Origin of the sequence: Pantoea sp. SS70 (assembly GCF_029866845.1) — a bacterium.
GTDB classification, from domain to species: domain Bacteria; phylum Pseudomonadota; class Gammaproteobacteria; order Enterobacterales; family Enterobacteriaceae; genus Pantoea; species Pantoea leporis.
In genome coordinates, this window is sequence record NZ_CP117199.1 from 1,664,021 (window position 1) to 1,676,777 (window position 12,757).

Here is a 12,757-nt window from a genome sequence, read left to right on the forward strand (position 1 = left end):
CCCTGAGAATGCCCTCCCATTGAATACAACCGTACTTCTACGCGTTAATGGCCGTGAGTGGGGCGGGTGGACATCCGTTCGCATTGCGTCAGGCATTGAACGCATCGCAAGGGATTTCAACGTCCAGATCACCCGGTCATGGCCGGGTGATGAATCACAGGTGAGTCGCCGCAGTCGCATTAAAAAATCCGATCAGGTTGAAGTGCAGATTGGTGATGATCTAGTCATCACCGGATGGGTGGAAACAACGCCTGTAAGGTATGACGCCAACAGCATCTCAATGGGTATCGTTGTCCGCAGTAAAACAGTAGACCTTGTTGATTGCTCAGCAATACCCTCGCAGTACAACGGACGTTCAATCGTTCAGGTTGCCGCAGACCTTGCCAGACCGTTCAGTATCAACGTTGTGGATGCGGGCGGCGTGTTCGGCATACTGCAGGGCGTACAGCCCGACCAGGGTGAATCTGTTATGGATGTGCTGAATAATATGCTGGGCCTGCAGCGGGCGCTGGCCTATGACAATGCGGCGGGTGATTTAGTCATCGGCGGCATTGGTACGGTCAGGGCTACTACCGCTTTGGTGCTGGGAGAGAACATCCTGACATGTGACAGCGAACAGAGCATCAAGGACCGCTTCAGATCCTATCAGGTTTCAGGCATTCGCGCCGGAAACAACGATGATTTTGGCGAGGCAACGACTACGGCGATTCGTGGCACAGCTACCATACCGGAATAGCTAGGTTCAGGCCGTTGCTGGTCAGACAGGCCGGCAATGCCACGACAGAAACCTGTGCTGAACGCAGCGAATTCGAGATGCGCCAGCGCGCCGCCAGGACTGACGAAGTGACTTATACCGTTCAGGGCTGGCATCAGGAAGACGGTAAGCTTTGGCAGCCTAACATACTGGTGAACGTGTTCGATCCTGTTCTGGGGTTTGATAACCGTGAAATGGTGATTGCGGAGGTGACCTACCAGCAGGATGAAAACGGCACCATCAGTGAGCTGCGTGTTGGCCCTGCAGATGCTTATCTTCCCGAGCCTGCCAAGCCCGGCAAACGTAAGAAAAAAGCCGCAGCGGAGGATGATTTCTGATGGCTGGTCGATTCAATGCGTTTAACCGCGCACTTTCAAATATTCTCGCTCGCACGGTATTGCGGGGTATCGACACGGCCAGCAAATGCCAGATGCTGGAAATCAGTATGCCAGCCGGGGAGGGCAAAAGTGATATCGAACACCTTGAGCCTTACGGCTTTACCTCAGCTGCACTGAGCGGCGCAGAGGCCGTTGCGGCTTACTTCGATGGTGATCGCTCTCATGGCGTCGTGCTGGTAGTCGCGGATCGTCGCTACCGCCTGAAAGGCTTAAAGGGTGGAGAGGTTGCCATTAATGACGACGAGGCTAAGTCGGTGACGCTTACCCGAACTGGGATCGTTGTGGATGGTGGTGGGAAACTCATCACACTCAAAAATGCCCCCAAAGCTCGTTTCGAAATGGACATAGAGGCAACCGGAAACATTACCGATTACTGTGATTCTGACGGTGTCTCCATGGCCCAGATGCGTGTGACTCATAACGGGCATACGCATAAAGAAAACGGGGACGGCGGCGGCACCACGGATGCAACCTTGCAGAAAATGGGTGGATTATGATTCTCACAACAAATCGCGACGAATGGTGCTATTACTGGCGCGTGAATATTCCGGCATCCGTAAAGATAAAACCGATGAAATGCATCGGTGAATGCACTGATTCAATTCGAAACTGGGGCGACACCGTTGTTGAATGCGTCCTCGGCAAGCTTGCGCCATTTCACACCTGCGTAATCTTTTTGTAAACGGAGTAATTATGCATCGCATAGATACCTCTACCGCTCAGGTGGATAAATTCGGCACGGGTAAAAATGGCTTTACTGGCGGCAACCCGCAAACCGGTGAGTTGCCCACTGCGCTTGATGAAAACTTCTTTGATTCAGTTCAGGAAGAGATTTGCAATATAATTTAAGGGGCGGGTATCGCGCTGGCAAAAGGCACCCGCAATCAGTTGCAGTCAGCATTAAAACTTTTGCCTCGCCTTTCAAATCAGGTGTTTTATACAGATACTGGGGTTGCGAACGCGATTGTAATTTCCTCTACACCTGCAATCACAGCGCTGGTGGACGACCAAGCTTTTGATATCGCATGTGCTGCACCTAATACCGGTGCAGTAACTCTGAAGGTAAATGCTCACCAAGCTTATCCGGTTATTGGGCCAGTAGGCGCATTGCAGGGCGGTGAAATTGGTGCGGCGAAGGGTGTTATTCGTGTTGTTTGGTCAGCAGCTAAAAGTTCATCCCTCCTTGTTGCACAAAACACGATGGGGCCGCAACAAGTTGCTCCAGCTTCTCAGTCAAATCACGCCATTAACCTCGGTCAGTTTTCTCTGCTGTCGGGTGATTCCGGCTACATCAAATCTCCGAATGGGGTGATTATTCAATGGGGGTCGGGATCTATTGCAGGGGGAGATAGAATTTTAAACGCGCCTCCACTGCAAAAGACAGCGGAGGCGATATGTTTACTTACAGCTACTTTCAACTTTCCAAACTGGTAGGGATTTATATATATTCATTGAATGACCTTTATATACTAAAATTCCGCCGGCTTTAGATATTTGGATTTCTAATTTTCTGTCGTCTTGTGAGTCATCAAAGAGAAGATACAGAACGTCTTTTTTCTGGCAAAAAGCGCTTTTTCGCGATAGCCAGTGGCGAGCAAAAAATTTGTTGCCTGAAATTGAAATCTCACCTGTTACGATATCATTCGACAGCAAGCCAAACGGCATGATGCGCCAAAAATTAGTACCATATAGATTAACTATACCCGTATTGTTAACAGCAGATTCAACTAAAGGTATAAGAGACTTATTTTGAGGTAAGAAAGTTATGCTGGGGTACATAACATTTTTGCTCAGTGAGTAACCAGCCCAAAAGGAAGTGCATAAAAAAAAGGCAACCATGAGTATTTCAGCCAATGCTTTTATTTTATGTGTTAACTTGCTTAGGATATTCAATGATGTAATGGTGAATGCAACCTCAAAAATTGCAACAGCTGGTATTATGTGCCTTGACGAGTCCGGATTGAAGCATGCAGTTGCTAATATATTAATAATTAAAGCCACAACGGCCGTGGAGGAAATAAAAGTCACAAAATTACATTCTAATATATATGCTACGCTGTATTTCTTTAAAGACGCAACCCAAAATTCTTTAAGTGAATATGAAAAAAACACACAAGATAAAATAATTGCTAAAATTGTTATGGAATAGAAAGCGAACGCTATGCTTACAACTGGAAGCCCAGAATAGAAATTGACTGAGCTTGATGCCTTAAGTAAAGAAAATGATATGCTTATAATATTCGAGATGTCGGAGTCTAAGCTAAGTATTTTCATGCCCTCTGATAAATCCATCTGAAGCCTGCCTGTGTGTTTCAACAGGTAATGATTCACTATTGCTCCGGAGGCTAAGGAGGCAACTGAGCATGCGATGATTTTAAGGCTGCTTTTGTTTTTATATGATAGGACGGTGGAGATGATGATTGGCAATGAAATTAGTGCGCCTCGAATGGGTAATTCAGAGGTTATTAATAAACCTGAGGAAAATACGACGAATAAATCTATGTTCCGTCGCTCTTTAATAAAAAGATAAGTAAATATTGTAAAAATCAAAGTTAATGATGCAATAGCTAGATGTGATTGTTGTCCCAGCATGAAGTCATTGTCATTATAGCCGAATGGTATAAAAACTGACAACACACAGACAATTGAAGTGGCTTTATTTCTTAAAACCCTTTTCAAACTAAAATATATCAAGCTGAACCAGAGGCCTGCTGATAAGCATGAGCCGACGATAAATGCGTTTAGACCATTAAATCCTAGCAGCATTGCAAGCGCAATGAAGCTGCTAGATCTTAAGAAAATAATTTGATTGCCGTAGTAAAAATCCTTCGGCAATAAACTATGACTATCTATAATGGCTTGAGCAAGGGTTTTCATCACTGCTGCATCACCATGAATATAATTTACATAGAAAAAATTCTGATGAATGAAGCAAATTAAGTAGCCCATTGAATAAATAAGAGCGACCATGAGGGTTTTTTTGATAAGTGTAATATTCCTATGCATCACAATTAATTATCCTGAAAAATCTTTTTTTCGTTGATCTGCAAATTTAATTTTTCTTCAATAAAGAAAAGCGGTCTTCTCTTTACTTCAGTATAGATTTTACCAATATACTCACCTACTACTCCTAAGCATAATAACTGGGCTCCACCAAAGAACAAAATTGATAGTGTGAGCGAGGTCCATCCGGTTAGTGTGTTGCCTAAGTAATTTTGAATGAGAGTATAAAAAATTAATGTAATCGCAATCAAACATGTTGTTAAACCAATATAGAAAATTCCTCTAAGCGGGAACATGGTCGCGGAGGTTATGCCTTTTGCGGCTAAGGAAATCATTTTGGATAGAGGATAGCTTGTTTCTCCAGCGCACCTTTCAGCTCTACAATAAAAAACCCTATCAGTTCTGAATCCAATTAGGGGGATCATGCCTCTTATATATAAATTACGTTCATCGAGCTTCGTAAAAGCCTCTAGAGCTAAAGTGCTCATCAGCCTGAAATCAGCGTGATTTGCTTCTTGTTCAACACCCATCAATGCCATTAATTTATAAAATAAGTTTGCTGAATTTCTTTTAAACCATGTGTCAGTATTCCTCCTTAGCCTTACTCCATAGACGATTTCATTGCCATTCATGTAAGAATCAATCATTTTTTCAATGCATGACACATCATCTTGTAAATCTGCATCAATACTTATTGATACATCAGAACTAACCATTGCTTCGTTCAAACCAGCAAGAAGGGCTGCCTGATGACCGAAATTTCTTGATAGTTTCAAACCAGAAACAATATTGCTCTGGGCTGAATTGGTTCTTATCAACTCCCAAGTGTTGTCCTTGCTGCCATCATCGACAAAAAGGATGTAACTTAAAGGATTGATTTTATTTTTCGATACTAAATCATTCAAAACTCGGCTCAAGGAGTCAAGAGTTTGAGGGAAAGCCATACTTTCATTGTGGCAAGGTACAACTATACATAACTTGGGTTTTGAGTTCCTGCTAATCATTTATAGGCCCATTTTTTTGAGATATAAAAATTACTGCCGGTATAAACCAGCATTCCAAGAATCTGATTAACAAACATCACATTTGGATATAAAAGTTTCACTAAAAATAAGACGAGAATGTTAAGCGAGTAGCACATGCCGCAAGTGATTAAAAACTTAATGAATCGCTCAAATTTTATGCGTTCTTTAAATGTGAATATGCTATTCATAATAAAGCTAAGGATTATTCCTCCGCTAAAGCCAACGGCATTAGAAAAATAGGGTCCGTAATTCAAATGGATCATTATAAATATTATTGAGACTGTAAACAGAGTGTTGGCACCGCCGACAATACAAAAACGGAAGAATTTAGAATTGAAAAAAATTTTAAAAAACATACGCATTATGAATAAAAATCCATTTCTTACTATACCCTTACACAAAGCTAACACAAATTTACGTTAAATGGAATTATCTTAATTTGTATTATAGATGATTGTTATCACCACATAGTATTGACTTCTCGCGTTCTCTTTGAATCGTTAGGGCTAAATCCAGAATTGATAGCTTGACACGTGAAATTCGTTAGCATTTTAATAGGCCCAAGTCAAAAAGCCTTCTTTGATGTAGCCTTACATAACAAATAAATCCTCAGGAGGCACCTCAGTCCTATGAATCGAGCATCTTTTACTGACTAAGGTGTAGGTTATTTATGGATAAATTCTCATTCAAATCATCTGCTTCAATATAATTCCCTTCCCCGTCAATCCCTTGGTAAAAAACCGCCATCAATCGACTTGATCGATCCTATAGATCGATATAACTGTATTTATATGCAGTATCTATCAGGGAGGGAGGTGACCATGCCCCGCGACTACGAAATCAAAGACGCCTTCAGGTTCACAATCAAACGCGATGCTGCTGGCCGGTACACCGTAAGCACACTCGACTTTGTCAGTGAACTTGAGCGCCTGAACTGGCATTACACGCCACGGCAAGCGAATAACTGGATCGAGGCTCACAAGTCAGTCTTCCGCGATATTTCAACATCGGAAGGTGATGAGCGCGTATTTCAGGTATTCAATCCAAACGGCGGCATGTGATGTTTGCGCTCGTTGACGTGAACTCGTTTTACGCCAGCTGCGAGACGGTGTTCAGGCCTGATTTGCGCGGTAAGCCGGTTCTGGTGCTCAGCGACAACGACGGCTGTGTGATCGTCCGCAGCGCTGAGGTGAAAGAGCTGAAAATCCCAATGGGTGCGCCTTACTTCAAGCTGAAAAACGAAATCCGCCGGCATAAGATTCACGTATTCAACAGCAACTATGCGCTCTAGTAAGTTAAGTGGAATGCAACATTGAGTGAGTAAACTTTGAGCAGCGATATTGCTGTCAGAGGAGAACACGATGCTGATCCCACCGAATGAACAAAGCCTATTGCTGGCAGAGCGCTGGCTGAAACTGTTATCCGATCTCGGGCGGGCGCAGGGCACACTCACCGCCTACCGTAGCGCCCTTCATCATTACTTTTCGTTCTGCAGCGAGAACGGAATTGAACCTGAAAAAGCCCGGTTTGAAGACCTCGCCGCCTACATCCGCCCTCAGCTGCCTGGCATGCCTTACCCTGCGGCCAGTGCCACGCTCCAGCTGCGCCTGTCTGCTATCCGTCTCTGGTATGACTTTCTTGTTTATCAGGATATATGCAGTCTCAATCCGCTACCCCGCGCGGGTTTACCGGGTGCCATTTATACCGGGCGGGGGCTTGTCCCGCGTATCACCCGCTTACCTGTAATACCTGACAATGAACAATGGCTGAGATTTCTTAAACATGTTTCAGCTGCTTCCCTGCGGGACCGGCTGATGCTCGCACTGGCCTATTTTGGTGCACTCCGCCGTGCAGAGGTGACAGCCCTGACGCTTGAGGATATCGACCCTGCTCATCGCCTGATCCGTATCCGCCCGGAAACAACGAAAAGCCGGCGTGAAAGGGTTGTGTGCTATGGTCCGGACATTACGCCGGTACTGGCAAACCTTTTCCGGCAGCTGAAGCGGGCTGGCCGGACACAGGGGGCGTTGTTCCGTTCATTTTCTGATCGTAATTACGGCACTCCTCTTTCTGTGTGGAGCTGGAGTAAAACCGTGCGCAGATGGGCTCTGGATACGGGGCTTCCACAGATTACAACCCACACCTTTCGCCATCTTCGCCTGACCCATCTGGCTCGGGCCGGCTGGAAGCTGCATGAGCTGGCGACTTATGCTGGACACAGAGATCCGCGCACCACACAGATTTATATCCATCTGTCAGGGTCCGATCTGTCTGGCCGGATAACCGCAGCCGTAGCTGAAACCGACAGGAAAATCGCTGGCCTTATTTTTCAGGCGGGGGCTTACTGATGAGTGGAAAAAAAAACACAGTCACTTATATACCTTTCAAACGCACAGATTATCAGCTGAGCGATGCGCTGAGTCCTGAGGAAAAAGACGCGATACGTACAGGCTACCGGCGGTCTGCTGCGCTCGATCGGCCAGATTCCCTGCCATATTTGCTGCTGCCTCTGCAGGACATTGCCTCACGAAGCAGTATCAGTGTCAGACTTGCCAGAATTACCCTCCTTGCCGTTCTTGCAGAAACGCACCGGTCGGGTCAGCCCTGCTGGCAGTGGACGCAGGAAAGATGGTTAACGCTCTGTGAGCAACACTGTTCCGGCAGGCCCCTGCTTGCTGCTTTTGCCTTTCATCTCGGTCCGTTTTCTTCTCCGCTCAGCCTGCCAGTGCATGGCGCACCGTCGTTGTACGCCAGTGCTATATATGGCCGGAGTATTGTCAGTCATGAAATTAACCGGCTGACAGACGTTCTGATCTCAATGGGATATGCCGGGCAGAATCAGAAGCACAATATGTCCGGTATGCTGGGTGTACTGATGCTGATGAACAACGACCCGCGTCTTGAAACTTTTACGACAGACCTCCTGTGGCGGGGGCAGAACTGCCACGACCGGGGAATCGCAAGAGCTACGGGGAAAATATCCTGTGCGCTTGCTGCTATGGGAATTATAGAGAGCCCCCTGAGAATGCGTAACTATCAGGAATGGCATGAAAAGCCAACACAAGGTATCGCACCTGACTGGGCGCGGTGGTGCCGGATGTGGCGGGAAACGTCGGTACTCCGCCCCCGCTCCAGAGAAACTCAGTACAGTTTTATTCTCCGCTGTGGCCTGTGGCTTGCCCGGGAAAAGCCGGAAATATGCGAGCCCTCTGACTGGACAATGGAAACCTGCGCCAGCTTTATTGCAATGGTCGGCAGACTGAAAGTAGACGAGCTGTCACTGGATACAAAGAAAGGGGGCAGACAATCAAAACGCTCAGGAGAACCCCTGATGCCGCATTCCCGCAGCCGGTTTGTTTATGCCATTCGCCGTTTTATGCTTGATTATGAAAGCTGGGGATGGGGGCGATTAAAGTTCAGTCCGGCCCGCCATCTGTCCACGCCTGATACACCGCTGTTTCGTCAGGGCGTGAGCCCCCGCGTTATTGATGATCCGGTCTGGCTCAGACTGGTCTGGGCGAGTCTGAACCTGCGTCAGGAAGATTTGCTGAGCGAAATTCATTATCCCCTGTCTATGCTTCAGGCTATGGCGGTTATCTGGACGCATGCCGGGCTGCGACAGAACGAGCTGTTGCGCCTGACAATGAACTGCGTTACCCCACAGGTGGATGACATTCTGCAGGAAAACAGCAGCCCTGTCCCGGCCGGTACTCTGTGCTATCTCAGCGTACCAGCCGGCAAAACGTCTAAAGCTTTTGTTAAGCCAGTCTCGTCTGTTGTGAAAAAATATGTCGATATCTGGCTCAGTGAGCGTCCTCAGGAGCAGGCAGCATTTACGGATGAACGCACCGGTGAAAAAGTTCGTTATCTGTTTCAGAACCGGGGTAAACCGGTGGGAAGAAACATAATAAATCTCACTGTCATTCCGCTTCTCTGCGCCAGAGCGGGTATGTCTGTGGAAGATTCACGCGGTCCCATTACCAGCCACCGCGGCCGTGCTTCTGCCGTTACAGCACTGGCCAGTGTTGCCGGGGGGATGTCTTTACATGAGCTGATGCAGTGGTCCGGCCATTCATCCCCACAGTCAACCCTGCATTATATTCGTATACGTCCGACTCAGCTGGCCGCTTCGTTCGTCAAAGCCGACAGGGTCTCTCATATGATAAGCGTGCTGATTGACCACGATCCGGAAGCCGCCAGTCTGACCGGACCCGCGACGTACTATGATCTGGGTGACTCATACTGCACGAACCCTTTCTGGAGCAGCTGTCAGCACCGGATGGCCTGCATCGGCTGCGATTTTAACCTGCTTAAAGACAGCGCGCGCGGGCTGATAATGGAGAGTAAAGCATCCATCCGGCGTTACCTCGAAGAGGTTCCGCTCACTCCCGATGAGAGATCCATACTGGAGCAGGATGCTGAAAAGGTTGAGCGGGTTCTTACAAGACTGGATCCACAATCCTGACGGATCAGATGCTTACAATGTCCGGCCTGAGGGTGTCAGCGCAGAGTCAGTACAGACGACCGAACGTCGTATCTGATATAAATCTGATTATAGCGGGCGTGATGCCGTAACTGATGGAGCCGCAGATGAGAAAACAGAAGCGATGTATGGGGTATGTGGCTGTTGTGGTCGATGACTACGATCGTGCAATTGAGTATTACACCGATAAGCTGGGCTTTACCCTGATTGAGGACACGCCGCAGCCGGGTAAGCGCTGGGTCGTGGTGACGCCGGACCCTGACAGCGACTGTGCTATTCTTCTTGCCCGCGCGTCGAACGATCGGCAGGAAGGCTTTATCGGCAATCAGTGCGGCGGACGGGTTTTTCTGTTCCTGCAGACCGACAACTTCTGGCGCGACTACAATGCTATGAAGGCAAAAGGCGTCCACTTCTGTCAGGAGCCGCGGGAGGAAGAATACGGAATGGTTGTCGTGTTTGAGGACATCTATGGCAATCGCTGGGACCTTTACCAGAACAGACAGACCTGAAACTCTGTCACGACAGTGCCCCGGATTTACGAGAAGCATTACAGGCGTAAACCCTGTCGGGTCAGGCCCGCAGAGAGCGCTTCTGAACAATATACTGAACTGTCTGACCTCAGTGCAGCGGTCGCTGCACTGAGGTCTCGCCTGGATTAAAGGCCGTACGGTCCGGGTTAACCACACAGCGTCATGATATAAAATCCGGCCGCCGTCATGGCCAGCGAACCCAGCACGTGTATCAGCACCGAGGCGGCTGCCCAGGCATAGCTGCCTGACTGCAGCAGGGCAAAAACCTCAGCTGAAAATGTGGAGAAGGTCGTCATTCCTCCACACAGCCCGGTGGTAATGAGCAGCCGCCAGGCCGGATCGAGGCCGGGATGGCGCAGAAAATACGCCAGGGCCGCCCCGATGATAAATCCACCCAGCAGGTTGACCAGCAGCGTCCCCGGCGGCAGGTCCGGAAAAAGCGCATTCAGGCGCGCGCCCAGCTGCCAGCGGATAACACACCCTAAAGCACCGCCGGTGATGACGGCAAAAAGCTGATTCACGTTCACTCCTTTTTTTTAATATTCAGAACATCACGGGACACGACCTGGGCGGCCGCATCCATCTGATATACGACCGGCACGCCGGTCGGGATGTGCAGCTGTGCCACGCTGTCGTAAGGCATGCCGTCCAGGAAGGCGGTCAGGGCGCGCAGCGTGTTGCCGTGCGCCACAACCAGAACGGAACTTCCGCAGCGTAACTGCGGTACCACAGCATGCTGCCAGTACGGCATGACGCGGCGCAGCGTCATTTCCAGGCTTTCCGTTGCAGGCAGGTCGGCCAGCGCAACGCGGCGGTAGCGCAGATCCCGACGCAGCTGCGCCGGAGCCTCCGCGTCCGCGGGCGGAATGCCGCTGAAGCTTTTGCGCCAGAGCCGGACAGTCTCTTCCCCCATTATCCGGGCAGCGTCGTCCTTGTTCAGCCCCTGCAGCGCCCCGTAGTGGCGCTCATTCAGTCGCCAGCTCTTTTCCACGGGCGTCCAGCTGCGGTCAAGACGGTCCAGCACCCGCCAGACCGTGTGAACGCAGCGTGTCATCACCGAGGTGAAGACACGGTCGGGCATCAGGCCCGCTGCCCGCAACGCGTCACCGGCCCGGTCGGCCTCCTGCAGCCCCCTGACCGTCAGCGGCACGTCTGTCCATCCGGTAAAACGGTTTTCCCGGTTCCACTGGCTTTCGCCGTGACGCAAAAGGATCAGCGTTGCAGAGGCCACAGGCATTCCTTCTGTGCAGGACGGGGACCGTCCGGCGGATGTGCTACGTGCGGCGCACAAACGCATGAAGCCCCGCGTAGTGCGCATCGTCACCCAGCGCCTGCTCAATGCGCATCAGCTGGTTGTACTTTTCCACGCGTTCGCCGCGGCACGGCGCGCCGGTTTTCAGGTGTCCCGCGCGCAGGGCCACCGTCAGGTCGGCAAGGAACGTGTCCGTGGTTTCCCCGCTGCGGTGGGACATGAACGCGCCCCAGCCGTGCCGCTGGCAGAGCGCCACGGCGTCCAGCGTTTCGCTGAGCGAGCCTATCTGATTGAGTTTAATCAGTGCGGCGCTGGCGAGGTTTTCGTCAATGCCGCGCTGGATATACTTCACGTTGGTGACAAACAGGTCGTCACCAACCAGTTCGGCCCTGCCCGCAAGCTGCCGGTGCAAATGCTTCCAGCCCGCCCAGTCGTCCTCGGCCAGGCCGTCTTCCAGCAGGATGACGGGAAACTGGTCCATCAGCTCGCCGTAGTATGCCGTCATTTCCGCCGCGCTCAGCGCGCTGCCCTCGGTGCGCAGATGATATTTGCCGTCTGCGAAAAACTCACTTGAGGCAGGGTCCATGCAGATGCTGATGTCTTCTCCGGGCCGGTATCCGGCTTTCTCAATGGCCTGTACGATAAACGCCAGCGGGTCGCGGTTTGACGACACGGCGGGCGCAAAACCGCCTTCGTCGCCCACTGCCGCCGACAGGTTGTTGTCCAGCAGGATCTGGCGCAGCGCCTGGTAGACCTCGCTGCCCTGACGTACGGCCTCGCGCAGCGTGGGTGCGCCGTGCGGGGCTATCATGAACTCCTGAAAGTCCGCGCCCTGACCGCGGGCGTGCACGCCGCCGTTGATAATGTTCATGCACGGCACGGGCAGCAGGTTCGCCTGCAGGCCACCCAGGTAGCGCCACAGCGGCTCGTGGGAGGCCTGTGCCGCCAGCCGGGCCACCGCCAGCGACACGCCCAGAATGGCATTGGCACCCAGGCGACTCTTGTTCTCCGTGCCGTCCAGCGCCAGCATGATGTTGTCCAGCTGACGCTGTTCGCGCACGTCGCTGCCGCGCACGGCCTGGCAGATTTCCGTATTAACCGCCCTGACGGCATCCAGCACGCCTTTACCGCCAAAACGGTGTGCGTCACCGTCGCGGCGCTCTGCGGCCTCGCGCGAGCCGGTACTGGCCCCGGAAGGCACCGAGGCGCGCGCCATCATCCCGTCCGTAGTCCGGGCTTCAACTTCAACGGTGGGGTTGCCGCGCGAGTCAAGAATTTCACGGGCGGTTACGTTATCCAGTGTAAAGCGCAT

The 12,757-nt window shown here is 50.6% G+C and carries 12 protein-coding genes and 2 pseudogenes; 9 read left to right on the forward strand and 5 right to left on the reverse strand.

Features of this window, described 5'->3' with window-relative positions; genetic code table 11:
* Positions 1 to 19 precede the first annotated feature (19 nt).
* The 4 genes and pseudogenes from PO881_RS07685 to PO881_RS07700 all read left to right on the forward strand — a co-directional run bounded on the left by PO881_RS07685 (position 20) and on the right by PO881_RS07700 (position 2,586).
* A pseudogene (locus tag PO881_RS07685) lies at positions 20 to 1,092 on the forward strand (phage baseplate assembly protein).
* Positions 1,092 to 1,649, forward strand: a complete 558-nt coding sequence (locus PO881_RS07690) for a phage baseplate assembly protein (protein WP_280172700.1) — start codon at positions 1,092 to 1,094, stop codon at positions 1,647 to 1,649. Before PO881_RS07685 ends, PO881_RS07690 begins: the two are co-directional and overlap by 1 nt.
* 196 nt (positions 1,650 to 1,845) lie before the next feature.
* Positions 1,846 to 2,001 carry a hypothetical protein gene (locus PO881_RS07695; RefSeq protein WP_280172701.1) on the forward strand — a complete coding sequence of 52 codons (156 nt, stop codon included), beginning with the start codon at positions 1,846 to 1,848 and terminating at the stop codon, positions 1,999 to 2,001.
* Between the two features lie 39 nt (positions 2,002 to 2,040).
* A complete protein-coding gene (locus PO881_RS07700; protein WP_280172702.1) occupies positions 2,041 to 2,586 on the forward strand; it encodes a hypothetical protein in 546 nt (181 codons plus the stop codon).
* Here PO881_RS07700 and PO881_RS07705 read toward each other — a convergent pair.
* Together PO881_RS07705 and PO881_RS07710 are read right to left on the reverse strand one after the other, a co-directional pair.
* Positions 2,551 to 4,161 carry a hypothetical protein gene (locus PO881_RS07705; protein ID WP_280172703.1) on the reverse strand — a complete coding sequence of 537 codons (1,611 nt, stop codon included), beginning with the start codon at positions 4,159 to 4,161 and terminating at the stop codon, positions 2,551 to 2,553. The genes PO881_RS07700 and PO881_RS07705 overlap by 36 nt on opposite strands.
* A 2-nt stretch (positions 4,162 to 4,163) precedes the next feature.
* Positions 4,164 to 5,099, reverse strand: coding sequence for a glycosyltransferase family 2 protein (locus tag PO881_RS07710; RefSeq protein ID WP_280172704.1), 936 nt, complete (start codon positions 5,097 to 5,099; stop codon positions 4,164 to 4,166).
* Positions 5,100 to 6,001: 902 nt separating this feature from the next.
* Between PO881_RS07710 and PO881_RS07715 the strand changes: the two genes are divergently transcribed.
* The 5 genes and pseudogenes from PO881_RS07715 to PO881_RS07735 all read left to right on the forward strand — a co-directional run bounded on the left by PO881_RS07715 (position 6,002) and on the right by PO881_RS07735 (position 10,172).
* Positions 6,002 to 6,241, forward strand: coding sequence for a DNA polymerase V (locus tag PO881_RS07715; RefSeq protein ID WP_280172705.1), 240 nt, complete (start codon positions 6,002 to 6,004; stop codon positions 6,239 to 6,241).
* Positions 6,241 to 6,468: pseudogene (locus tag PO881_RS07720) on the forward strand (DNA polymerase V subunit UmuC); the annotation flags it as partial. The gene PO881_RS07715 and the pseudogene PO881_RS07720, both read left to right, overlap by 1 nt.
* 73 nt (positions 6,469 to 6,541) lie before the next feature.
* Positions 6,542 to 7,528 carry a tyrosine-type recombinase/integrase gene (locus PO881_RS07725; RefSeq protein WP_085016762.1) on the forward strand — a complete coding sequence of 329 codons (987 nt, stop codon included), beginning with the start codon at positions 6,542 to 6,544 and terminating at the stop codon, positions 7,526 to 7,528.
* Positions 7,528 to 9,645 (forward strand): tyrosine-type recombinase/integrase, encoded by a 2,118-nt coding sequence (locus PO881_RS07730; protein WP_110412210.1) that lies wholly within the window; start codon positions 7,528 to 7,530, stop codon positions 9,643 to 9,645. Before PO881_RS07725 ends, PO881_RS07730 begins: the two co-directional genes overlap by 1 nt.
* 125 nt (positions 9,646 to 9,770) lie before the next feature.
* A complete protein-coding gene (locus PO881_RS07735; RefSeq protein ID WP_085016764.1) occupies positions 9,771 to 10,172 on the forward strand; it encodes a VOC family protein in 402 nt (133 codons plus the stop codon).
* 167 nt (positions 10,173 to 10,339) lie between these two features.
* Here the strand turns inward: PO881_RS07735 and crcB are convergent, their stop codons facing one another.
* Genes crcB through eno form a run of 3 tightly spaced genes read right to left on the reverse strand, consistent with a single transcriptional unit; the run spans position 10,340 to position 12,757 of the window.
* A complete protein-coding gene (gene crcB / locus PO881_RS07740) occupies positions 10,340 to 10,714 on the reverse strand; it encodes a fluoride efflux transporter CrcB (protein WP_010260804.1) in 375 nt (124 codons plus the stop codon).
* Positions 10,715 to 10,716: 2 nt separating this feature from the next.
* Entirely contained in the window at positions 10,717 to 11,424 is a 708-nt protein-coding gene (locus PO881_RS07745) for a 2,3-bisphosphoglycerate-dependent phosphoglycerate mutase (RefSeq protein WP_110412224.1), read from the reverse strand.
* 43 nt (positions 11,425 to 11,467) lie between these two features.
* Entirely contained in the window at positions 11,468 to 12,757 is a 1,290-nt protein-coding gene (eno, locus tag PO881_RS07750; RefSeq protein ID WP_085016766.1) for a phosphopyruvate hydratase, read from the reverse strand.

Excerpts from the sequence above, each read along its gene's own strand:
- PO881_RS07690 (WP_280172700.1), top strand. The coding sequence starts at position 1,092 with ATGGCTGGTCGATTCAATGCGTTTAACCGCGCACTTTCAAATATTCTC.
- PO881_RS07695 (WP_280172701.1), top strand. The coding sequence starts at position 1,846 with ATGCATCGCATAGATACCTCTACCGCTCAGGTGGATAAATTCGGCACG.
- PO881_RS07710 (WP_280172704.1), bottom strand. The coding sequence starts at position 5,099 with ATGGCTTTCCCTCAAACTCTTGACTCCTTGAGCCGAGTTTTGAATGAT.
- PO881_RS07715 (WP_280172705.1), top strand. The coding sequence starts at position 6,002 with ATGCCCCGCGACTACGAAATCAAAGACGCCTTCAGGTTCACAATCAAA.
- PO881_RS07725 (WP_085016762.1), top strand. The coding sequence starts at position 6,542 with ATGCTGATCCCACCGAATGAACAAAGCCTATTGCTGGCAGAGCGCTGG.
- PO881_RS07730 (WP_110412210.1), top strand. The coding sequence starts at position 7,528 with ATGAGTGGAAAAAAAAACACAGTCACTTATATACCTTTCAAACGCACA.
- PO881_RS07735 (WP_085016764.1), top strand. The coding sequence starts at position 9,771 with ATGAGAAAACAGAAGCGATGTATGGGGTATGTGGCTGTTGTGGTCGAT.
- eno (WP_085016766.1), bottom strand. The coding sequence starts at position 12,757 with ATGCGCTTTACACTGGATAACGTAACCGCCCGTGAAATTCTTGACTCG.